The 19,255-nt window shown below is 66.4% G+C and carries 19 protein-coding genes; 11 read left to right on the forward strand and 8 right to left on the reverse strand.

Annotated features, from left to right (window positions below; genetic code table 11):
* From ACTHJR_RS09670 to ACTHJR_RS09700, 7 genes are all read left to right on the forward strand, one after another.
* On the forward strand, positions 1 to 795 hold a 795-nt coding region (locus ACTHJR_RS09670; RefSeq protein ID WP_440522942.1), incomplete at its 5' end, for an ATP-grasp domain-containing protein.
* Positions 796 to 798: 3 nt separating this feature from the next.
* Positions 799 to 1,680, forward strand: coding sequence for an NAD-dependent epimerase/dehydratase family protein (locus ACTHJR_RS09675; RefSeq protein WP_440522943.1), 882 nt, complete (start codon positions 799 to 801; stop codon positions 1,678 to 1,680).
* Entirely contained in the window at positions 1,677 to 2,348 is a 672-nt protein-coding gene (locus ACTHJR_RS09680) for a metallophosphoesterase family protein (RefSeq protein ID WP_440522945.1), read from the forward strand. The genes ACTHJR_RS09675 and ACTHJR_RS09680 overlap by 4 nt, the downstream gene beginning before the upstream one ends.
* A gap of 76 nt (positions 2,349 to 2,424) precedes the next feature.
* The gene (locus ACTHJR_RS09685; protein WP_440522946.1) at positions 2,425 to 3,168 is read left to right on the forward strand and encodes a class I SAM-dependent methyltransferase; all 744 of its coding nucleotides are present in this window, start codon (positions 2,425 to 2,427) and stop codon (positions 3,166 to 3,168) included.
* Positions 3,165 to 4,127: a glycosyltransferase gene (locus tag ACTHJR_RS09690; protein WP_440522947.1), complete on the forward strand. Its 963-nt coding sequence runs from the start codon at positions 3,165 to 3,167 to the stop codon at positions 4,125 to 4,127. Before ACTHJR_RS09685 ends, ACTHJR_RS09690 begins: the two co-directional genes overlap by 4 nt.
* Positions 4,124 to 5,125, forward strand: a complete 1,002-nt coding sequence (locus ACTHJR_RS09695; RefSeq protein ID WP_440522948.1) for an NAD-dependent epimerase/dehydratase family protein — start codon at positions 4,124 to 4,126, stop codon at positions 5,123 to 5,125. Before ACTHJR_RS09690 ends, ACTHJR_RS09695 begins: the two co-directional genes overlap by 4 nt.
* On the forward strand, positions 5,125 to 6,270 hold the full coding sequence (locus ACTHJR_RS09700; protein WP_440522949.1) for a DegT/DnrJ/EryC1/StrS family aminotransferase: 1,146 nt from the start codon (positions 5,125 to 5,127) through the stop codon (positions 6,268 to 6,270). Before ACTHJR_RS09695 ends, ACTHJR_RS09700 begins: the two co-directional genes overlap by 1 nt.
* Positions 6,271 to 6,448: 178 nt before the next feature.
* Here the strand turns inward: ACTHJR_RS09700 and ACTHJR_RS09705 are convergent, their stop codons facing one another.
* From ACTHJR_RS09705 to cysS, 3 genes are read right to left on the reverse strand one after another with little or no spacing between them, the layout of a single operon-like run.
* Positions 6,449 to 7,384 (reverse strand): D-2-hydroxyacid dehydrogenase, encoded by a 936-nt coding sequence (locus ACTHJR_RS09705; RefSeq protein ID WP_440522950.1) that lies wholly within the window; start codon positions 7,382 to 7,384, stop codon positions 6,449 to 6,451.
* A gap of 4 nt (positions 7,385 to 7,388) precedes the next feature.
* Positions 7,389 to 7,847, reverse strand: coding sequence for a TM2 domain-containing protein (locus ACTHJR_RS09710; RefSeq protein WP_440522951.1), 459 nt, complete (start codon positions 7,845 to 7,847; stop codon positions 7,389 to 7,391).
* Between the two features lie 55 nt (positions 7,848 to 7,902).
* A complete protein-coding gene (cysS, locus tag ACTHJR_RS09715) occupies positions 7,903 to 9,354 on the reverse strand; it encodes a cysteine--tRNA ligase (protein WP_440522952.1) in 1,452 nt (483 codons plus the stop codon).
* Between the two features lie 180 nt (positions 9,355 to 9,534).
* Between cysS and ACTHJR_RS09720 the strand changes: the two genes are divergently transcribed.
* On the forward strand, positions 9,535 to 10,233 hold the full coding sequence (locus ACTHJR_RS09720) for a DUF4336 domain-containing protein (RefSeq protein WP_440522953.1): 699 nt from the start codon (positions 9,535 to 9,537) through the stop codon (positions 10,231 to 10,233).
* 91 nt (positions 10,234 to 10,324) lie between these two features.
* Here ACTHJR_RS09720 and ACTHJR_RS09725 read toward each other — a convergent pair whose 3' ends face one another.
* Positions 10,325 to 11,602, reverse strand: a complete 1,278-nt coding sequence (locus tag ACTHJR_RS09725) for an RNA polymerase sigma factor (RefSeq protein ID WP_440522954.1) — start codon at positions 11,600 to 11,602, stop codon at positions 10,325 to 10,327.
* Between the two features lie 63 nt (positions 11,603 to 11,665).
* Positions 11,666 to 12,100, reverse strand: a complete 435-nt coding sequence (locus tag ACTHJR_RS09730) for a YciI family protein (protein ID WP_440522956.1) — start codon at positions 12,098 to 12,100, stop codon at positions 11,666 to 11,668.
* Between the two features lie 233 nt (positions 12,101 to 12,333).
* On the opposite strand from ACTHJR_RS09730, the gene ACTHJR_RS09735 reads away from it, so the two are divergent.
* Positions 12,334 to 12,777, forward strand: coding sequence for a hypothetical protein (locus ACTHJR_RS09735; protein WP_440522957.1), 444 nt, complete (start codon positions 12,334 to 12,336; stop codon positions 12,775 to 12,777).
* 213 nt (positions 12,778 to 12,990) lie between these two features.
* On the opposite strand, the gene map is transcribed toward ACTHJR_RS09735, so the two are convergent.
* The 3 genes from map to ACTHJR_RS09750 form a co-directional block, all read right to left on the reverse strand.
* On the reverse strand, positions 12,991 to 13,767 hold the full coding sequence (gene map, locus ACTHJR_RS09740) for a type I methionyl aminopeptidase (RefSeq protein ID WP_440522958.1): 777 nt from the start codon (positions 13,765 to 13,767) through the stop codon (positions 12,991 to 12,993).
* 1 nt (position 13,768) lies between these two features.
* Complete coding sequence (locus ACTHJR_RS09745; RefSeq protein ID WP_440522959.1) at positions 13,769 to 13,975, reverse strand: ParD-like family protein; 207 nt, start codon at positions 13,973 to 13,975, stop codon at positions 13,769 to 13,771.
* Positions 13,976 to 14,052: 77 nt separating this feature from the next.
* Positions 14,053 to 14,706 carry a TetR/AcrR family transcriptional regulator gene (locus ACTHJR_RS09750; RefSeq protein WP_440522960.1) on the reverse strand — a complete coding sequence of 218 codons (654 nt, stop codon included), beginning with the start codon at positions 14,704 to 14,706 and terminating at the stop codon, positions 14,053 to 14,055.
* A 96-nt stretch (positions 14,707 to 14,802) separates the two neighbouring features.
* On the opposite strand from ACTHJR_RS09750, the gene ACTHJR_RS09755 reads away from it, so the two are divergent.
* A complete protein-coding gene (locus tag ACTHJR_RS09755) occupies positions 14,803 to 15,978 on the forward strand; it encodes an efflux RND transporter periplasmic adaptor subunit (RefSeq protein WP_440522962.1) in 1,176 nt (391 codons plus the stop codon).
* Positions 15,979 to 15,984: 6 nt separating this feature from the next.
* The gene (locus tag ACTHJR_RS09760; protein ID WP_440522963.1) at positions 15,985 to 19,152 is read left to right on the forward strand and encodes an efflux RND transporter permease subunit; all 3,168 of its coding nucleotides are present in this window, start codon (positions 15,985 to 15,987) and stop codon (positions 19,150 to 19,152) included.
* Positions 19,153 to 19,255: the final 103 nt, after the last annotated feature.

The raw sequence follows: 19,255 nt of genomic DNA on the forward strand, positions 1-19,255 counted from the left end.
ACCGGCATGCGCGACGACCTGGCGGCGCTCGGCTGCCACCTCGTCGCGTCGCCGCCCGAGGGTATCAAGCTCTGCAACGACAAAGGCGCACTCTACCGCTGGCTGGCCGAGGAAGGGATCGGGGTGCCGGTCTCGGCCGGCGTCGACGATTGGCGGGACCTCGCCGCGCGCGTCGGCTTTCCGCTGGTCGGCAAGCCCGCCGGGCTCAGCGGCGGCTCGCGCGACGTCGCGATCCTCGCCGATCCGGCGGAGATCGAGCGCTATATCGAGACCTTCCCGGGGCCGCGCTCGGACATCGTCTTTCAGGAATATGTCGGCGACGCGACCAGCGAATATACCGTCGGCGTGGTCGTCTCGGCGGCGGGCGAGGCGATCGATTCGATCGTGCTGCATCGCGTGCTGACCGGCCTGTCGCTCGGGCCGGGGCGGACCATCGACGGGCGGCGCTATACGCTGTCGACCGGCTATTCGCAGGGGATCATCGTCGACGATCCCGAGGTGCGGCGTTTCTGCGAGGCCCTGGCGGTGAGGATGAAGCTGACCGGCCCGGTCAACATCCAGCTCCGCAAGCATGACGACGGCTCGATCAAGGTGTTCGAGGTGCATCCGCGCTTTTCGGGCACCAGCTCGATCCGCGCCCAGGCCGGCTTCAACGAGCCCGACATGGTGATCGCCGACCAGGTGCGCGGCGAGAAGATCGGGCGGCAGGATTATCGGATGGACGTGGCGGCGATCCGCGCTTTCCAGTCGATCCTGGTGCCGGTCGCCGAGCTCAACACGCTGCGCGGTGCCTGAGCGATGCCGCGCGCGCTCGTCACCGGCGCGACCGGGTTCGTCGGGCGGGCGCTGACGGCGCGATTGCTGGCCGAGGGCTGGGATGTGGCCGCGATGGTGCGCGATCCGGCGCGGCTCGATCCTGCGGTCGAGGCGATTGCCGCCGATCTCGAGAATCCGGCGGGACTGAGGATCGACCGCGGATACGACGTGCTTTTCCATCTCGCCGCGCGCTTGCCGTCGGCGGAGGCGAGCGATGCCGATTTCCGGGCCTGCAATGTCGCTGCGACCGAACGGCTGCTCGACGCGGCCGAGCGGGCGGGCGTGAGCCGGTTCGTCTATATGTCGAGCATCTCAGTGATCGGCGAGCCGCTGTCGACGCCGGTCGGCGAGGGTCATCCGACCACGCCCAACAATCCCTATTCGGCGAGCAAGCTGACGGCGGAACGCGCGTGCATCGCGGCGCATCAGCGAGGCCGGTCGGTGGTGTCGCTGCGGCTGACCTCTCCTTATGGACCGGGCATGGCCAAGGGGACGGTGCTGCCGTTCTTCGTCGGCCGCGCGCTGAAAGGCGAGCCGTTGACCTGGCACGGCGAAGGATCGCGTGCGCAGGATTTCGTCCATGTCGACGATGTCGTCGCCGGCTGCCTTGCCGCTGCGGCGACGCCGTCGCCCGGCGCGCTCTATAACCTGGCGAGCGGCAAGCCGACCACGATGCGCGCACTCGCGGAAACGATCGCCGCGCAGACTGGCGTTTCGGCCGCGTCTTCGGGCCGGCCCGATCCACAGGACGGCGTGCGCTGGGACATTTCGATCGACCATGCCCGAAGGGAGTTAGGCTACGCGCCGCGCGTCGCTCTGGCAGATGGGCTCGCTGATTATATCGCTTCGGAACGCGGCGCATGAAGATCGCGCTTCTCTCCGACATCCACGCCAATCTGGCCGCGCTCGATGCAGTGCTAGCCGACCTGCCACTGGTCGACGCGATTCTCTTCGCCGGCGATGCGGTCGGTTATTACGCGCACCCCAACGAGGTATGCGAGCGGTTGCGCGCGATCGGCGCGCGCTGCGTGCGCGGCAACCACGACAATTACGTCACCGGCCAGGCCGAGCCCAATGCCGAGCGCCGTGCTGCTTATGCGACCGATTGGACCCGCGAACGGCTGACGCCGGAAAATCTCGCGTGGCTCGCCTCGCTTCCGGCCGAACTCCATTTCGCAGCCGACGGCGTCGACGTCATCGTCCGCCACGCCAGCCCGTGGGACGAGGAAACCTATCTCTACCCCGACAGCGACCGGCTGGGCGAGGTGGCGCTCGGCGCCAACCAGGTGCTCGTCCTCGGCCACACCCATCATCCGATGGCTGTCGTTGCGGGTGACGGTCTGCTGATCAACCCCGGCTCGGTCGGCCAGCCGCGCGACTGGAATCCGGATGCCGCTTATGCCTTGCTGACCTTGCCCTCGTGCAAGGTCGAACCGCGCCGCGTTGCCTATGACGTTGCCGCGGTGCAGGAGGAATTGCAGGCGCTCGATTGGGGACAAGGCGCGATCGGGATTCTGTCGCGGCGCCGTTGATGCCCGGCGCCGCTCGCGGCATGGGCGAACGATATTTCAGAGGTGCCGCAGGAGCGGCCAGTAAAGGGTGGAGCGAATGGCGAATACGCAGGGTGAATGCGCGATCGAGGATTATGTCGCTTCCTTTGCCGAGCGCTGGGGAACGGACGCGGCGACGCTCAACGGCTATCTCGCCGATCTGCGCGGCGATCATGTGTTCCTCGCCGCGATCAACGACGCGATCCGCGACGTGCCCGAGTTCAACGGCAAGCAGTTCAGCGACGTCGCGGAAATGCGCGTCTATCGCGTCATGCTCTATCTCCTGACGCGGGCGGTGAAGCCGCGCGTGTTCGTCGAAACCGGTGTGCACAATGGCATGAGCAGCGCCTTCATCTTGCTCGGCATGGAGCATAATGGCGGCGGCGAGTTGGTCTCGATCGACCTTCCGCCGCTCGATCAGCGCATCCTCGACCAGGGCACCAATGCGTTGCCGGCGCAGAAGAAGCCGGGCTGGCTGATCCCCGACACGTTGCGCACCCGCCACGATCTGCGGCTCGGCCAGGCCGAATTCGAATTACCGCGCCTGCTCGAGGAGAAAGGCGAGATCGACGTCTTCCTGCACGACAGCGACCATTGCTATTCGCACATGATGTTCGAAATGGCGCTGGCCTGGGCATTCCTGAAGCCGGGCGGCTGGGTCGCTGCCGACAATGTCGAGCAGAATGCGGCGTTCGACGACTTCGCGCGCGGCGTCGAAGGGGCGCCGATGATCGTATCGACCTTCGCCGGACCGGACCGCGTCTGGCAGCACGGGCTGGTCGATAAAAAGGTCGCCGCATGACCATGCCGCGATCGGTCGCGATCGTCGTTCCGTTGTACAACGAAGAGGCGGGGTTGCCCGATCTCTTCGCCGCGCTCACGCAATTGCGCGCGGACCTCGGCGACTGCGACCTGCATGCGGTGCTCGTCGACGATCATTCCAGCGACCGTACCCCCGAGCTGTTGCGCGAGGCATGCCTGAAGACGCCATGGTTCACCTATTTGCGGCTGTCGAAGAGGTCAGGTTCGCATGTCGCGATCATCGCCGGGTACAGCTATTGCCGCGAGGATTGCGCTGCGTTCATCGCCGCCGATCTGCAGGACCCGCCAGCGTTGGTCCCGCAGATGCGCGACCTCTGCGGTGCGGGTCACGACGTGATCTGGGCGACCTGGCGCACGTCGGGCCGCCAGTCCTGGGCCGAAGAAGCCGCTTCGCGCACCTTCCACGAAATCATGCGCCGCATCTCGCAACACGAGCAGATCCCCTATCGCGCCAGTTTTGCGATGCTGAGCAAGCGCGCCTATCGCAACCTCGTCGCCGGCTGCGGCGCGAATCCCAGCCTGATCGTGGAGATCCCCAAGCTCGGCTACAATGTCGCGACGCTGGAGTTCGACAAGCCGCCGCGGCGCCACGGCAAGTCGAAATGGAGCGTGCGGCGCAAGGTGTTCGCCTTCGCCGACGCGGTCGTCGCGTCGAGCTATTTTCCGCTGCGCGCGATGAGCTATGTCGGCGTGGCGACCAGCATCATCGGCTTCCTCTACGCGATCACGCTGCTCACGCTCCGGGTGTTCCGCGTGGTCAAGATCGAGGGCTGGGCCTCGCTGATGATCATCACGCTGGTGCTCGGCGGCATGCAGATGCTGATGCTCGGCATCATCGGTGAATATCTCTGGCGGACCAAGGAGAGCGCGCAGCGGCAACCGCTGTTCCTGATCGAGGATGCCGTCGACCAGTCACAACCTGTAGAGACCGATCAATGACCCTTTCCAACAAGAATATCCTCGTCACCGGCGGCGCCGGCTTCATCGGCTCGGAGCTGTCGCGCCAGGCGGTGGCGGCGGGCGCGCGGGTCACGGTCGTCGACAACCTGGTAAACGGCAAAAGCGAGAATCTGGCCGATATCGCCGGCGATCTCGACTTCCAGCGCGTCGATATCCGTGACGTCGAGACGATGCGCGGGCTGATGCAGGGTGCCGACATCGTCTATCACCTCGCCTGTCTCGGCGTGCGCCATTCGCTTCATTCGCCGCGCGAGAATCACGACGTCAACGCGACCGCGACGCTCGATCTGCTCGCCGCCGCGCGTGACCTCGGCGTGCCGCGCTTCGTCTATGTGTCGAGCTCGGAAGTCTACGGCACCGCGCGCTGGGCGCCGATGACCGAGGAGCATCCGACCTATCCGATGACCGTCTATGGCGGCGGCAAACTAGCGGGCGAATGCTATGCGCGCGCTTATTGGGAGAGCTACGATTACCCCGCCGTGGTGATCCGGCCGTTCAACGCGTTCGGCCCGCGCAGCCACCACGAAGGCGATTCGGGCGAGGTCATTCCCAAATTCGTGCTGCGCGCGATGGCGGGCAAGCCGCTGCTCGTGTTCGGCGACGGTACGCAGACCCGCGACTTCACTTATGTCGGCGACACCGCGCGCGGCATCCTGCTCGGCGGCACCAGCGACAAGGCGGTCGGCCAGACGATCAATATCGGCTCGGGGCACGAGATCACGGTCAACGACCTGGCCGAGACGGTGTCGAAGCTGGTCGCCGACGGCAAGGCCGCGATCGAATGGCGCGACCCGCGACCGGGCGACGTGCTGCGGCTCTATTCGGACCCGACGCGCGGGCGCGACCTGCTCGGCTATCAGTCGAGCGTGTCGCTCGACCAGGGCCTCCAGCATCTGATCGACTGGTACCGCACGCTCGGCGTCACGCCGGAGAGCCTCCTCGAGCACGAGCGCGAGCAGAACTGGATCGCTGCCTGATGTCGACCATTCCCGTCGCCAAGCCGATGCTCGGCCGCGAGGAGGCCGATGCCGCTGCAGAGGCGGTGCTGTCGGGCTGGGTCACGCAGGGCCCGCGCGTCGTCGCGTTCGAGGCGGCGTTTGCAGATTATGTCGGCGCGCCGCATGCCTGCGCGGTGTCGAGCGCGACCACCGCGCTGCACGTCGCCTTGCTCGCGCTCGGCGTCGGGCAAGGCGACGAGGTCATCACGGTCAGCCACTCGTTCATCGCGACCGCCAATGTCGTGCGCTATTGCGACGCGACCCCGGTGTTCGTCGATGTCGACCCGGTGACCTACAATATGGACCCGCGGCTGATCGCCGCCGCGGTCACCGACCGCACCCGTGCGATCCTGTGCGTCCATCAGATCGGCATGCCGTGCGACATGGGCGAGATCCTCCACGTCGCGCGCGAGCATGACCTCCCGGTGATCGAGGATGCCGCCTGCGCGATCGGATCGATGCTGTCGGTCGATGGCGGCCCGCTCGAACAGGTCGGCCGTCCGCATGGCGACATCGCTTGCTTCTCCTTCCATCCGCGCAAGGTCATCACCACCGGCGACGGCGGCATGCTGACGACGCGCGACCCCGCGCTCGACGCCAAGTTCCGCCTGCTGCGTCAGCACGGCATGAGCGTGACCGACGCGGTGCGCCACAATTCGGCGCAGGTGATCTTCGAGACCTATGACGAGGTCGGCTACAATTACCGGATGACCGATATCCAGGCGGCGGTCGGGATCGAGCAATTGAAGCGCCTGCCCGGGCTGATCGAAGAGCGGCGCCGGCTGGCGGCGCGCTACGACGCGGCGCTGGCGGCGATCGATGGGCTGGGCACGCCGCGCGAGCCCAATTGGGCGCGGACCAACTGGCAGACCTATGCGGTGCGCCTGCCCGATCGCTGCGACCAGCGTGCGGTGCTGCAATCGCTGCTCGACGACGGGATTTCGGCGCGGCGCGGGATCATGTGCGCGCATCGCGAAAAGGCTTATGCCGACCTGCCGCTGCCGTTTCCGCTGCCGGTGTCGGAAGCGGCGCAGGATCGCACGATCGCGCTGCCGCTCTATCCGGGGATGAGCGACGCCGATCAGGATCGGGTGGTGGCGGCGCTGAAGAAGGCGTGCGGCTGACGATCTGAATAAAAAGACAGACCCTCACCCTTCCCACCGCCTTGCGGCGGCGGGCCCCTTCCCTCTCCCGTATGCGGGAGAGAGAGGGAGGCGCGAAGCGCCGGAAGGGTGAGGGTCTGTCAGACTGCCGAGCGCCGGCCAATTCTCCTTCTCCCACAAGGAGAGAGGGAAATTTACTTCAATACCCCAGCACCAGATCCACCACATTCTCCAGCGGCCGGCCGTTCACGAACGCCTCCAGATTACGCAGGAACAAGGCGGCGGCGCGCGGGAACATCTTGGTCTGGCTGCGGCCCGAGAGATGCATGGTGATCATGCAATTGGGCGCCGACCATAAGGGGTGATCGGCCGGCAACGGCTCGGGATGGGTCGGGTCGAGGAAAGCGCCGGCGATGGTCCGGCCGTTGAGCGCGTCGAGCAGCGCCGCCTCGTCGATCATGTCGCCGCGCGCGATGTTGATCAGCCAGGCCGAGGGTTTCATCGCGGCGAGTTCGGCGGCGCCGACCATCGTCTTGGTCTCGTCGGTCGAGGGCGCGGCGAGCACCACCCAGTCGAACTCGCCGAGCCGCGCCTGCCATTGGTCGGGCTTGAGCGTGCCGTCGCGGCCCGAGCGGGTGACGCCGGTCACCACGACGCCGAACGCCGCCAGCCGCTCGGCGATCAATGTGCCGATCGCGCCCATGCCGACGACCAGCGCCCTGGTCTCGAACAATTCGACCTTGCCCGGCGCATCCTTGGGCCAGTCGTGGCGGTCGTGCGCGCGGACCACTTCGTCGAAGCGCTTGGCGGCGGCGAGGATGCCGAGCACGGCATATTCGGCAACCGCCAGCGCGTTGATGCCAACGCCATTGGTCAGAATCGTCCCCCGCTCGCGCATCAGGTCGAGCGGAAAGGCGTCGAGCCCGGCATAGATGGTCGACACCCATCGCAGCCGCTCGCCATGCCGGATCGCCTCGGCGACCAGGCTGGTCGGCTGCATGTCGACCCAGGCGATGTCGGCATCGACGATCATCGCATTGGCCTCGGCCGGCGAGGCGAACCATGCGACCTCCAGCCCGGCCGGCAAGTGCGGCTCGAGCATCGGTCGCGCCAGCGCGGGCAGGACGGCCTTCATGACCTCAGAACCAGGACTGGTTGCCGTAGACGTATTTGCGCTGGAATTCGGCGTCGTCGGTCACGAGGTAGATGATGAACTCGATGAACGCGATGATCGCGATCGTCAGTCCGGGCAGGAACAGGATCCAGCCGATCGTCCCGCACAGCAGCATGGTGACCGCCGCGCCGGTCTTGTTGAGATAGAATTTGTGCGCGCCGAAACAGCCGAGGAAGAACGCCAGCAGGGCCGCGGCGACCTTGTCCTTGTGGACGGGTGCGCCGCCCGGCATCAGATTGGCGCCCTGCAGCAGGTAGATGTTGTTGGCATTGCCCTGGTCGATCTCGAAATCGACCAACTGGCCGCGCGTCGGCCATTGGCTCTCGCGCCAATCGGGGCGCGCGAACGTGTAACGCTGCCCGTCGTCGCCCGAAATCTGCCCTTGGCTGATCGTGTTGTCCCACCCCAATACGCGTCCGCGCATCCTACGTCCCCCGAATCTGTGTTCTGAGCAGAGCTTAGCCGCCTGACGCGCGGGTTCAAGCGAGTGTCGATCGCCAGTCCCAGCCGAGCGGGTCGCCGTCCATCACCTCGACCCCTTGCGCGGCAAGCTCGTCGCGGATCGCATCGGAGAGCGCGAAGTCCTTGGCCGCGCGGGCCTCGCGGCGCTCGGCCAGCCGGGCGGCGATATCGGCCTCGTCCAGCGTCGCGTTCTTGGGCCGGACGCGCAGGTCCTCGCGCTTGAGATCGGCGAGCCCGAGCCCGAGCACCGCGTCGAAGTCCGCCAGCGCGGCGAGGCGATCGGTGGGCGCGATCCTCTTGTCCGCGAGCAGTTCGTCGAGCACCGGCAGCGCTTTGGGCGTGTTGAGATCGTCCGACACCGCTTCGTCGAGCCGCTCGCGATAGGCCAGCGCCGATCCGGCCGAGGGCGCGGGCGGGCGATCGCGGAGCTGGCTGACGGTGATCGCCAGCCGTTTCAATCGGGTCAGCGCGGCGGCCAGGCTTTCCTCGCTGAACTCGAGTTCCGACCGGTAATGCGCCGACAGGCACATCAGGCGATAGGCGAGCGGATGCACGCCGGCGTCGATCAGCCGCTGCAACGTCCGGAAATCGCCCGACGACTTGGACATCTTGCCGGCCCGCTCGACCAGGAAATTGTTGTGCATCCACCAGCGAGCACCGGTGTCGGAGCAATCGCAGAATGCCTGGTTCTGCGCGATCTCGTTGGGATGGTGGATCTCGCGATGGTCGATGCCGCCGGTGTGGATGTCGAACGGCGAGCCGAGATATTTCTCGCTCATCACCGAGCATTCGAGATGCCAGCCCGGCGCGCCGCGGCCCCAGGGCGAATCCCATTCCATCTGGCGGTTCTCGCCCGGCGCCGACGCGCGCCAGATCGCGAAGTCCTGCGGATGGCGCTTGCCCTCGACCGCGTCGATCCGGCCTTCGCGGACATCGTCCTGCGCGCCCGCCAGCCGCCCGTAGTCTGGCACGGTCGAGACGTCGAAATAGAGGCCGCTATCGAGCTGATAACAATGCTTGGCGGCGATCTTCTCGCCGAACGCGATCATCTCTTGGATGTGATCGGTGGCGACCGACCAGCGCGACGGCTCGCGGATGTTGAGGTCCTTGAGATTCTGCTTGAACGCCGCGGTGTAGTGCGCGGCGATGTCCCATATACTCTTGGCCGAGGCGCGCGCGGCGGCCTCCATCTTGTCGTCGCCGGCATCGGCGTCGGAGGTCAGGTGGCCGACATCGGTGATGTTGATGACATGGGTGAGCGGGCCCCATCCATTTTCTTTGGCTTTCCACGTCAGCACCCGGCTCAGCGTGTCGGTGAAGACATAGGCGCGCAGATTGCCGATATGCGCGTAATTATAGACCGTCGGCCCGCACGAATAGACGCGCACATTGGCCGGATAGATCGGCTCGAACCGTTCGAGCGAGCGAGACAGGCTGTTGTAGAGCGTGAGCGGGGCGGCAACGGACATGGCGCGGGGCTTAGCGGGGCGAAGGAGGGCGCGCAATTGGAAGGCCTGGATAGCAAATTCAGCGAAATCGCTCTTGTCGACCGCTTGGCGTAGTTCGAAAACGGCGGTTGAGTGCTGGTCGCGCATGCTTTCTCCGTCGCGCGAGCGCCGCTCGATATTTTGCGGCAAGGAAAGCGTGGCATGCTGGAATCGCTGGGGCCGGACTTGTGGGTGGCGGACGGCGGCATCGTCTCCTTTTTCGGATTCGACTATCCGACGCGAATGGCGGTGATCCGTCTTGACGATGGCGGGCTGTGGTTGTGGTCCCCGGTCGAACTCACCTCGGAACTCGCGGATCAGGTGAGCGCGCTGGGCACGGTGCGGCACATCGTCAGTCCCAACAAGCTCCACTATTTATTCCTGAGCGCCTGGCAGGCTGCATTTCCGGAGGCACTCTTGTGGGGGACCGCCTCCACGATCGCTAAATGCAAGAAGCTGAATTTCCACGGCGCCTTGGCCGATGAGCCTCCCGCGCCTTGGCTGGGGCAGATCGATCAATTCTATTTCACGAACTCTGCGTTCATGGACGAGCTGATCTTCTATCATCGCACCTCGCGAACCGCGATCATCGCCGACCTGTCGCAAACGTTCAGCGAGGCATTTCTCGTGCGGCACTGGCCATGGTGGTTGCGGCCGATCGCCAGGATATCGAAGATGACCGAGGGCTGGGGCCATCCTCCGTTCGATTACCGGACAAGTTTTCGCCACCGAGATACGGCGCGACCCAAGATTCGCGCCCTGATCGATGCTCATCCCGAACGGGTCGTCGTCGCGCATGGCGAGATCGTCCGCGGGGACGGCGAAGCCTTCCTCCGCCGCGCCTTTTCCTGGCTGTTGTAGGCTTTCGCGGTGACCGATCGGTCTATCGCTCGGAGTTGTTGAAACAATCTGGAGGGCGAGCTGTAGCGGACGACTGGGGCCGAACCAGCCGCTAGTCCCCGCAAGCACCCGCCCGCGCCATGAGAAACGCCGCCTCGCGCGCGTTTCGAGTGAGGTTCGCGGCAGCCTCGAACTCACGGCGGGCCTCCGCTAAGCGGCCGGTGCGAAACAGGAAGTCACCTCTCGCTGCCGGCCACGGCGCATAATTGCGCAGCGCTTCCGCGCCGGCGATCGCGTCGAGCAGGCGCAATCCCGTATCCGGCCCGAACGCCATGCTGTGGGCGATCGCGCGGTTGAGGTCGACGACCGGGGACGGCATCACCACGCGTAGCTGGTCGTACAGGCCGGCGATGCGCGCCCAGTCGGTGTCCTCGGCCGTCGGCGCGCGGGCATGGCAGGCGGCCAGGGCGGCCTGGAGTGCATAGGGGCCGGCATCCTTCCTTTGCTCGGCGTTCAGCGCCTCGGCGCGGGCCAGTGCCTCCAGCCCTCGCTGGATCAGCAGGCCATCCCAGCGCGCACGGTTCTGCTCGGTCAGCGGGATCAGCGCGCCATCGGGGCTGATCCGGGCGCGCAGGCGCGACGCCTGGATTTCCATCAGCGCGAGCAGGCCCCACACTTCGGCATCGTCCTGGACCAGCCCGGCCAGGATGCGGCCCAGCCGCTGTGCTTCCTGGCACAGGCTGGGTCGAATCGGATCGTCACCGGCGGTCGCGGCATAGCCTTCGTTGAAGATCAGGTAGATCACCTCCAGCACCGAGGCGAGCCGCGCGGTCCGCTCCGCCGTGCGCGGCACCGCGAAGGTGAGGCCGGCCTTGGCGATGGTGCGCTTGGCGCGGACGATGCGCTGCGCGATCGTCGCCTCGTTCGACAGGAAGGCCCGCGCGATCTCGTCGGTGGTCAGCCCGCCGATGACGCGCAGCGTCAGCGCGACGCGCGCCTCGGCCGACAGCACGGGGTGACAAGCGGTGAAGATCAGGCCGAGCAGTTCGTCGCCGGGATCGTCCGCGTCGAGGCGCGCTTCGATCGCGTCGTGCGAATCGTCGACCGCGCCGTCCAGGTCCTGCGCGATCTCGCCATGCTTGCGGTCGCGCATCTTGTCGCGACGGATGGCGTCGATGCCGCGGCGCTTGGCGGTGGTCATCAGCCAGGCGCCGGGATTGGCCGGGATGCCGGTCCTCGGCCATTCGGCCAGCGCGACCACCAGCGCGTCCTGCGCGAGTTCCTCCGCGCGGTCGATGTCGCGCACCAATCGGGCCAGGCCCGCGACGAGCCTGGCCCGCTCGATGCGAAAGGTCGCCTCGATCGTGCGGTGCGTCTCGCCTGCGCTCATGCGGCCTTGTCGGCCAGGATCGCGGGCGAGACACGCCGGCGCCGGCCGGCGCCGGCCGGTGCGTCAGGCGACGCCGAGCTTGCCGCGTTCCCCGGTGCGCGGGTTGGCGAGTTCCTCGGGAGTCACGAAATCGGCCAGGTCGGCGACCTCGAAGAACGGCCGGATCTCAATCTCGCTCGGCCCCGACATCGGGTTGGGGCAACGCTTCGCCCAGGCCACCGCCTCGTCCATGTCCTTGACTTCCCAGATCGAGAAGCCGGCGACCAGCTCGCGAGCCTCGGCGAACGGACCGTCGATCACGGTGCGGCTGGCGCCGTCCAAGGCGATGCGCTTGCTTTCGGCACTGGGTTTGAGGCCGGCGGCGGCGACGAACACGCCGGCCTTGACCAATTCCTCGGTAAAGCGGTCCATCGCCTCGAACGCCTCGATCATCTCGGGGGTGGGGGCCATGCCGGTTTCGCTGTCCTCGGTGGCTTTCACGAACACCATAACGCGCATCGTCTATCTCCTTTGTTGAGCCGGCCGGATCGACCTGACATCGGGACGACGAACGGAGCTTCCCGAAATCGACACGGTTCTGCAAATTTCTTTTTCGGGTGACTTCGCCGTGCCTTGAGCCGCCATGCTGAAACCGTTTGGATAGATTTGCTCGGCCATATAACGGGGCGACGACGGGACCGATCGAGGCTCCGCCGCATCGGAGCGCGACAAGGGTGATCGTCCCTTCCCCGTTGACCCATAGCTGGCCGCTGGTCGAGGAGCGCCAGCGTTTCGACCTGGGGCTGCTGTTCGACGCGCCGGCCGGGGCGCTGGCCCTGCCGGAATTCGACTCGGGACTCCTTGCGGCGCAGAGGATTGGCCTGTGGGAATGCGATCTCGGCGACAACGCGCTGAGCTGGACCGCCGGCGTGTACGATCTGTTCGGCCTGCCGCGCGACGCGGTGCTCGAGCGCGACGAGATTGCGGCCCTTTATGCCGAGCCGTCGCGCGCCGCGATGGAACGGTTGCGTGCGCATGCGATCAAGCATCGCCGCGGGTTCACGCTCGATGCGGAGATCGTGCCGGTGACCGGGCCGCGCCGCTGGATGCGCCTGATCGCCGCGCCGGTGTGCGTCGGGCGGCGTGCCGTCCGGCTCCATGGTATCAAGCAGGACGTCAGCGCGATTTATCGCTGACGACTCCATCGAGTGATCTGGAGGCCCGATAACGGCCGTTGGACGCAACGCGTTTGAATGTCTCCCTCCCCGGCGAAGGCCTGGGCCCAGTCGCAATGGAGTCGAAGCGGCGGGATGCCATCGCCAAATCAGCTAAACTGGGCCCCGGCCTTCGCCGGGGAAGCGTGTTTTTGTCTGGGCGCATCGAACGCCGGGAACGGCGGCAGTCGCGCCTTAGCCAGCCGCCTGCATCGGTCGCTCGTCACGGCGCAGAGTCAGCACTTCGACCCCGGTCTTCGTCACCGCCACGGTATGCTCGAACTGCGCGGAGAGCTTGCGATCGTTGGTCACCACCGTCCAGCCGTCGCGCTCGGTCGAGACCTTGCGGCTGCCCTGGTTGATCATCGGCTCGATGGTGAAGACCATGCCCTCGCGCAGCTTCATGCCGGTTCCCGGCCGCCCGAAATTGAGCACTTGCGGTTCCTCGTGCATCGCGCGGCCGATGCCGTGGCCGCAGAATTCGCGCACCACCGAATAGCCGTTGCGCTTGGCGTGGCGCTCGATCGCGAAGCCGATATCGCCGAGATGCGCGCCCGGCCGGACCTGGCCGATGCCTTGCCACATCGCTTCCTGCGCGACGCGCACCAGCCGCCGCGCGGCGGGTGCGACCTCGCCGACCAGATAGGTCTTGCTCGAATCGGCGATGAAGCCGTTCTTTTCCAGCGTGATGTCGAGGTTGATGATGTCGCCGTCGCGGATGATCTCGTCGGGATCGGGTACGCCGTGACAGACGACATGGTTGATCGAGCAATTGAGGACATATTTGAAGCCATATTGCCCCTTGCTCGCGGGATGGGCGGCGAGATCCTCGGTAATGAAGCGCTCGACCTGGTCGTTGACCCCCAGGGTCGACATGCCGGCAAGTTCCTGGCCGTCGAGCATCTCGAACACCGACGCCAGCAGCCTGCCCGACAGACGCATTAGCGCCAATTCGTCCGGAGTCTTGACCATGTCAGGCGGCCGCCAGCTCCGCGACGCTCAGCTCGGCCGCGGCGAACCGCTGCCTGACGATGTCGTTGTAGGATAGCGTGGGATTGGCTTCGGCCAGCATGCCGATCGTCATCCAGAATTCGGCCTGGGCGTTGATCGACCGGCACATCACGGCGCTGGCGCGGCGCGCTTCCTCGTGCAGGTCGTCGGCGATTTTGACGATGCCCATCGGCGATCCTTGCGATTGGTGAATATACGAACCGTATATGGATCGTATATCGTGTGGTCAATCGCGGCGGGGAGCGGTCAGCGGCCCGGCGCCGCCTCATCGCGGATCGTGTCCAGCTCGCGGATGACGATCGAGCGCAGCCGCCGACACAGCGGCTGGTAATCGCGCCCCTGGAACGCCTCCATCACGATCGACTGGCACAGCCCGCCGCCCAGGGTCAGGATCAGGTCGGCGAGCTCGGAACGCGCGGTGGTGCGCGCGTCGCCGGGCGCATAGGCCTCCAGCGCGACCGCCAGCGCATCGCGGACGCGCGTGCTGATCTGTTCCTGCAGCCGCGCGATACGCGGGTTGCGCGACGATTCGGCCATGATCTCGGGCATCAGCCGATAGCCGTCGATATCCTCGTCATAGGTTACGAACGCCAGGATCCACTGATGGACCGCGTCCATGTCGCCTTGCTCGATCGCGCGCTGCAGCGTCGCCTCGTCGAGGAATTGCGAGAGGTCGCCGAAGGCGATCGCGGCGATGATGTCCTCCTTGGACGAGAAATCGCGATAGATCTGGCCAACCTTGATGCCAGAGGCGACGGCGATCTGCGCGACGCCGGTGCCGTGAAACCCGTTCTGGATGAACAGACGGCGCGCCGTGTCCAGGATGCGCTGCCGACGCTCCGCCGCCCGCCCGGCCTGGACGGTGGGCGGCAAGCCCCAACAGTCTAGCATCGTCGACATTCTTCAATCCTCGCCTTGACTTGCATCAGTCGTTCGCAGTAGCAGCATTCGTGAGTGAACGATCACTCACACATAACATAATATCGTGAGACTCGCATGTCACCATTCCGTAACGCGCTCCCCGCGATCGCGCTCCTGTCGCTTGCCGCTTGCGGGCAAGGCGGGCAGCAGCCGCCGGGGCAGGGTGGCCCGCCGCCGGTCGGATATGTGATCGTCAATGAACAGCCGGTGACGCTGACGACCGAGCTACCGGGTCGCACCACCGCCTATGAGACGTCCGACGTCCGGCCACAGGTCAACGGGCTGATCGTCGCGCGCCTGTTCCAGGAAGGCGACATGGTCGCCAAGGGCCAGCCGCTCTACCGGATCGATCCCGCCCCTTATCAGGCGCAGGTCGCCAACGCCCGCGCGGCGCTGGCCAAGGCGCAGGCGGCGATCGCGTCGAGCGCGGCGCTGGCGCGGCGCTATGGAGAATTGGTCAAGATCAACGCCATTTCGCGCCAGGATTACGAGACTGCGCTGACCAGCGCCGCGCAGGCTCGCGCCGATGTCGCGGCGCAGCAGGCGGCATTGCGTTCGGCGACGATCGATCTCGGCCGCACCACGATCCGCGCGCCGATCAGCGGCCGGATCGGGCGGTCGATCTACACCACCGGCGCCCTGGTCACCGCCGCGCAGGCCGATGCGCTGACCACCATCTCACGGCTCGATCCGATCTATGTCGACATCCAGCAATCGAGCGCCGACCTGCTCAAGCTTCGGCAGCAGATCCTGTCGGGCCAGGTCGCGAGCGACGGCAGGACGCAAGTGCGGCTCAAGCTCGAGGATGGCTCTACCTATGGTCCAGAAGGCACGTTGCGCTTCGCCGACGTGACGGTCGATCCCAGCACCGGGTCGCAGACGATCCGCGCGCAATTCCCCAATCCCGCCGGCCTGTTGCAGCCCGGCATGTATGTCCGCGCCGAGCTGGCGCAGGGCACGCAGCGTCAGGGCATGCTGGTGCCGCAGCGCGCGGTCGGCCGCGACGAACGCGGCAATGCCACCGTGCTGGTGGTCGGCCAGGGCAACAAGATCGAGCCGCGCGTGATCAAGACCGACCGCACCGTCGGCGATTCCTGGCTGGTCACCAGCGGGCTCAAGCCCGGCGACAAGGTGATCGTCGAGGGCGCGATGATGCTGCGCCCCGGCATGCCGGTCACGCCGCAACCCTGGAACCCCAACGCCAAGCCCGCCGCGCCTCAGCAGCCGGGCCAGGCGCCGGCAAAGAAGTAACCGCCGATGTCGCGCTTCTTCATCGACAGGCCGATCTTCGCCTGGGTGATCGCGATCGTCCTGATGCTGGCGGGCGCGATCGCGATCCGCTCGCTGCCGGTCGCGCAATTCCCGGCGATCGCGCCGCCCGCGGTCTCGATCACCGCGACCTATCCGGGTGCCGACGCCCAGACGCTCGAGAATACGACGACGCAGATCATCGAGCAGCAGATGAAGGGGATCGACCACCTTCGCTACTTCTCGTCCTCCTCGTCCTCGGCCGGCATGGTCACGATCACGCTGACTTTCGAGCAGGGCACCGACCCCGACATCGCCCAGGTTCAGGTCCAGAACAAATTGCAGGCGGCGACCCCGCTCTTGCCGCAGGAAGTCCAGCAACAGGGCATCCAGGTCGCCAAGGCGACGCAGAATTTCCTGCTGATCGTCGGCCTCTATTCGGAGAACGGGGCGCATGACGGCGTCGACCTCGCCGATTACACCGTGTCGAAGCTGCAGGACCCGCTCAGCCGGGTGAACGGTGTCGGCGACATCCAGGTGTTCGGCGCGCAATATGCGATGCGCATCTGGGTCGACCCGCTCAAGCTCAACATTTTCGCGCTGACCATGACCGACGTCATGACCGCGGTTCGCGCGCAGAACGCCCAGGTCTCGGCCGGCCAGATCGGCGGCTTGCCCGCGCCCAAGGAGCAGATGCTCAACGCGACCGTCTCGGTCCAGTCGCGGCTGACCACGCCCGAGCAGTTCAAGCAGATCCGGCTGAAGAGCAACACCGACGGCTCGGTGGTGCGGCTGGGCGACGTCGCCCGGGTCGAGCTGGGCGCGGAGAATTACGGCTTCACTTCGGAATATAACGGCAAGCCCGCCTCGGGCATCGCGATCAAGCTGGCGCCGGGCGCCAACGCATTGACCACGGTCACCGCGGTCAAGGCCAAGGTCGACGAGGTCGCCAGGCAATTCCCGTCCGACGTCAAGGTCGTCTACCCTTACGACACCACGCCGTTCGTGCGGCTGTCGGTCGAGCATGTCGTCGTCACCCTGATCGAGGCGGTGGTGCTCGTCTTCCTGGTGATGTTCCTGTTCCTGCAGAATTGGCGCGCGACCCTGATCCCGACGATCGCGGTTCCGGTGGTGCTGCTCGGCACCTTCGCGGTGATGGCCTTGGCCGGGTTCAGCATCAACACGCTGACCCTGTTCGGCATGGTGCTGGCGATCGGCCTGTTGGTCGACGATGCGATCGTCGTGGTCGAGAATGTCGAGCGCCTGATCACGACCGAGGGGCTGAGCCCCAAGGACGCCGCGCGCCAATCGATGGACGAGATCAGCAGCGCGCTGGTCGGGATCGGCCTGGTGCTGTCGGCGGTGTTCCTGCCGATGGCGTTCTTCGGCGGCTCGACTGGCGTGATCTATCGCCAATTCTCGCTGACCATCGTGTCGGCGATGGTGCTGTCGGTGATGGTCGCCTTGATCCTGACCCCGGCGCTGTGCGCGACCATCCTCAGGCCGCACGATCCGGCCAAGCACGAAGGCGACGGGCCGCTGGCGCGTTTCTTCCGCTGGTTCAACGACAAGTTCGATCGCGGCCGGGCGCGCTATGAGAAAGGCGTGCGCTCGACCGCGCGCAACTGGAAGCGCTCGCTGCTGGTCTATGCGATCGTGGTGATCGCGATGGGCCTGATGTTCTGGCGGCTGCCGACCGGCTTCCTGCCCGACGAGGACCAGGGCTATGTCGTGGCGATCGTCCAGGGACCGTCGGGCGCGACCGCCAGCCGCACCGCCAAGGGCCTCGACCTGATCCGCCACCATTTCCTGGAGGACGAGAAGGCCAATGTCCGCGGCGTCTTTACCGTCAACGGCTTCAGCTTCGCCGGCGCCGGACAGAATAGCGGCATCGCCTTCGTCAATCTGAAGGACTGGTCGGAACGCAAGGGCGGGCAGAACACCGCCATGGCGATCGCCGCCCGCTCGTTCGGCGCCTTCGCGCATTATACCGACGGGCTCGTGCTGGCGATCGTGCCGCCGGCGGTGTCGGAGCTCGGCAATGCGACCGGGTTCGACCTGCAACTCGTCGATACCGGCTCGATCGGGCATGACGCTTTGGTCCAGGCGCGCAACATGATGCTCGGCATGGCATCGCAGGACAAACGCGTGGTCGGCGTGCGCCCCAATTCGCTGGAGGACGCGCCGCAGCTCAAGGTCGACATCGACCAGGACAAGGCGCGCGCGCTGGGGCTCGATCTCGGCGAGGTCAATTCGACCATCTCCGCGGCTTGGGGCGGAGCCTATATCAACGATTTCATCGACCGCGGGCGGGTCAAGCGCGTCTTCATACAGGCCGACGAGCCCTACCGGCTCAAGCCCGAGGACATCGGCGATTTCTACGTGCGGTCGAGCAATGGCCGGATGGCACCCTATACCGCCTTCTCGTCGCTGAGCTGGGCGCAGGCGCCGGTGCAATTGACTCGCTACAACGGCCAGCCGGCGATCGAAATCCAGGGCGCGCCGGCGCCCGGCGTAGCGTCCGGCGCGGCGATGAAGGCGATGGAGGATATCCACGCCAAGATGCCGCCCGGCACCGACCTCGAATGGACCGGCCTGTCCTATGAGGAACGGCTGTCGGGCGGGCAGGCACCGGCATTGTACGGCCTGTCGCTGCTGATCGTGTTCCTGTGCCTCGCCGCACTGTACGAAAGCTGGTCGGTGCCCATCTCGGTCATGCTGGTCGTGCCGCTCGGCATCCTGGGCGCGTTGTTCGCGGCGACGATCACCGGGCTCAACAACGACATCTATCTCCAGGTCGGGCTGATCACGACGATCGGCGTGTCGGCGAAGAATGCGATCCTGATCGTCGAGTTCGCCGAGGAGAAGATGCGCGACGGGTTGAACGCGTTCGAGGCCGCGATCGAGGCCGCCAAGCTGCGCCTGCGGCCGATCCTGATGACAAGCTTCGCCTTCGTGTTCGGCGTATTCCCGCTGGCGATCGCGGCGGGCGCGGGGGCGGGCGGGCAGCACGCCATCGGTCGCGCCGTGGTCGGCGGCATGTTGTCGGCGACGGTGCTCGCCATCTTCTTCGTGCCGATGTTCTTCGTGGTGGTGCTGCGCCTGTTCGGCCAGCACGGCCATCGCGACACCGCGACCGACCGCGATCCCGGCGCCGACGCGCCGCAGGGAGCCTGATCCGTGACCGTTCGTCCCATCCTCGCCCTGATGCTCGCCGGCGGCGCGCTGTCGGCGTGCAATTTCGCCCCGAAATACGTCCGGCCGACCGGCGCGGTGCCGG

Origin of the sequence: Sphingomonas sp. (assembly GCF_051962185.1) — a bacterium.
GTDB lineage: Bacteria > Pseudomonadota > Alphaproteobacteria > Sphingomonadales > Sphingomonadaceae > Sphingomonas.

Coding starts and splice junctions, on each gene's coding strand:
- ACTHJR_RS09675 (WP_440522943.1), top strand. CDS start 799: ATGCCGCGCGCGCTCGTCACCGGCGCGACCGGGTTCGTCGGGCGGGCG.
- ACTHJR_RS09680 (WP_440522945.1), top strand. CDS start 1,677: ATGAAGATCGCGCTTCTCTCCGACATCCACGCCAATCTGGCCGCGCTC.
- ACTHJR_RS09685 (WP_440522946.1), top strand. CDS start 2,425: ATGGCGAATACGCAGGGTGAATGCGCGATCGAGGATTATGTCGCTTCC.
- ACTHJR_RS09690 (WP_440522947.1), top strand. CDS start 3,165: ATGACCATGCCGCGATCGGTCGCGATCGTCGTTCCGTTGTACAACGAA.
- ACTHJR_RS09695 (WP_440522948.1), top strand. CDS start 4,124: ATGACCCTTTCCAACAAGAATATCCTCGTCACCGGCGGCGCCGGCTTC.
- ACTHJR_RS09700 (WP_440522949.1), top strand. CDS start 5,125: ATGTCGACCATTCCCGTCGCCAAGCCGATGCTCGGCCGCGAGGAGGCC.
- ACTHJR_RS09705 (WP_440522950.1), bottom strand. CDS start 7,384: ATGAAGGCCGTCCTGCCCGCGCTGGCGCGACCGATGCTCGAGCCGCAC.
- ACTHJR_RS09710 (WP_440522951.1), bottom strand. CDS start 7,847: ATGCGCGGACGCGTATTGGGGTGGGACAACACGATCAGCCAAGGGCAG.
- cysS (WP_440522952.1), bottom strand. CDS start 9,354: ATGTCCGTTGCCGCCCCGCTCACGCTCTACAACAGCCTGTCTCGCTCG.
- ACTHJR_RS09720 (WP_440522953.1), top strand. CDS start 9,535: ATGCTGGAATCGCTGGGGCCGGACTTGTGGGTGGCGGACGGCGGCATC.
- ACTHJR_RS09725 (WP_440522954.1), bottom strand. CDS start 11,602: ATGAGCGCAGGCGAGACGCACCGCACGATCGAGGCGACCTTTCGCATC.
- ACTHJR_RS09730 (WP_440522956.1), bottom strand. CDS start 12,100: ATGCGCGTTATGGTGTTCGTGAAAGCCACCGAGGACAGCGAAACCGGC.
- map (WP_440522958.1), bottom strand. CDS start 13,767: ATGGTCAAGACTCCGGACGAATTGGCGCTAATGCGTCTGTCGGGCAGG.
- ACTHJR_RS09745 (WP_440522959.1), bottom strand. CDS start 13,975: ATGGGCATCGTCAAAATCGCCGACGACCTGCACGAGGAAGCGCGCCGC.
- ACTHJR_RS09750 (WP_440522960.1), bottom strand. CDS start 14,706: ATGTCGACGATGCTAGACTGTTGGGGCTTGCCGCCCACCGTCCAGGCC.
- ACTHJR_RS09755 (WP_440522962.1), top strand. CDS start 14,803: ATGTCACCATTCCGTAACGCGCTCCCCGCGATCGCGCTCCTGTCGCTT.
- ACTHJR_RS09760 (WP_440522963.1), top strand. CDS start 15,985: ATGTCGCGCTTCTTCATCGACAGGCCGATCTTCGCCTGGGTGATCGCG.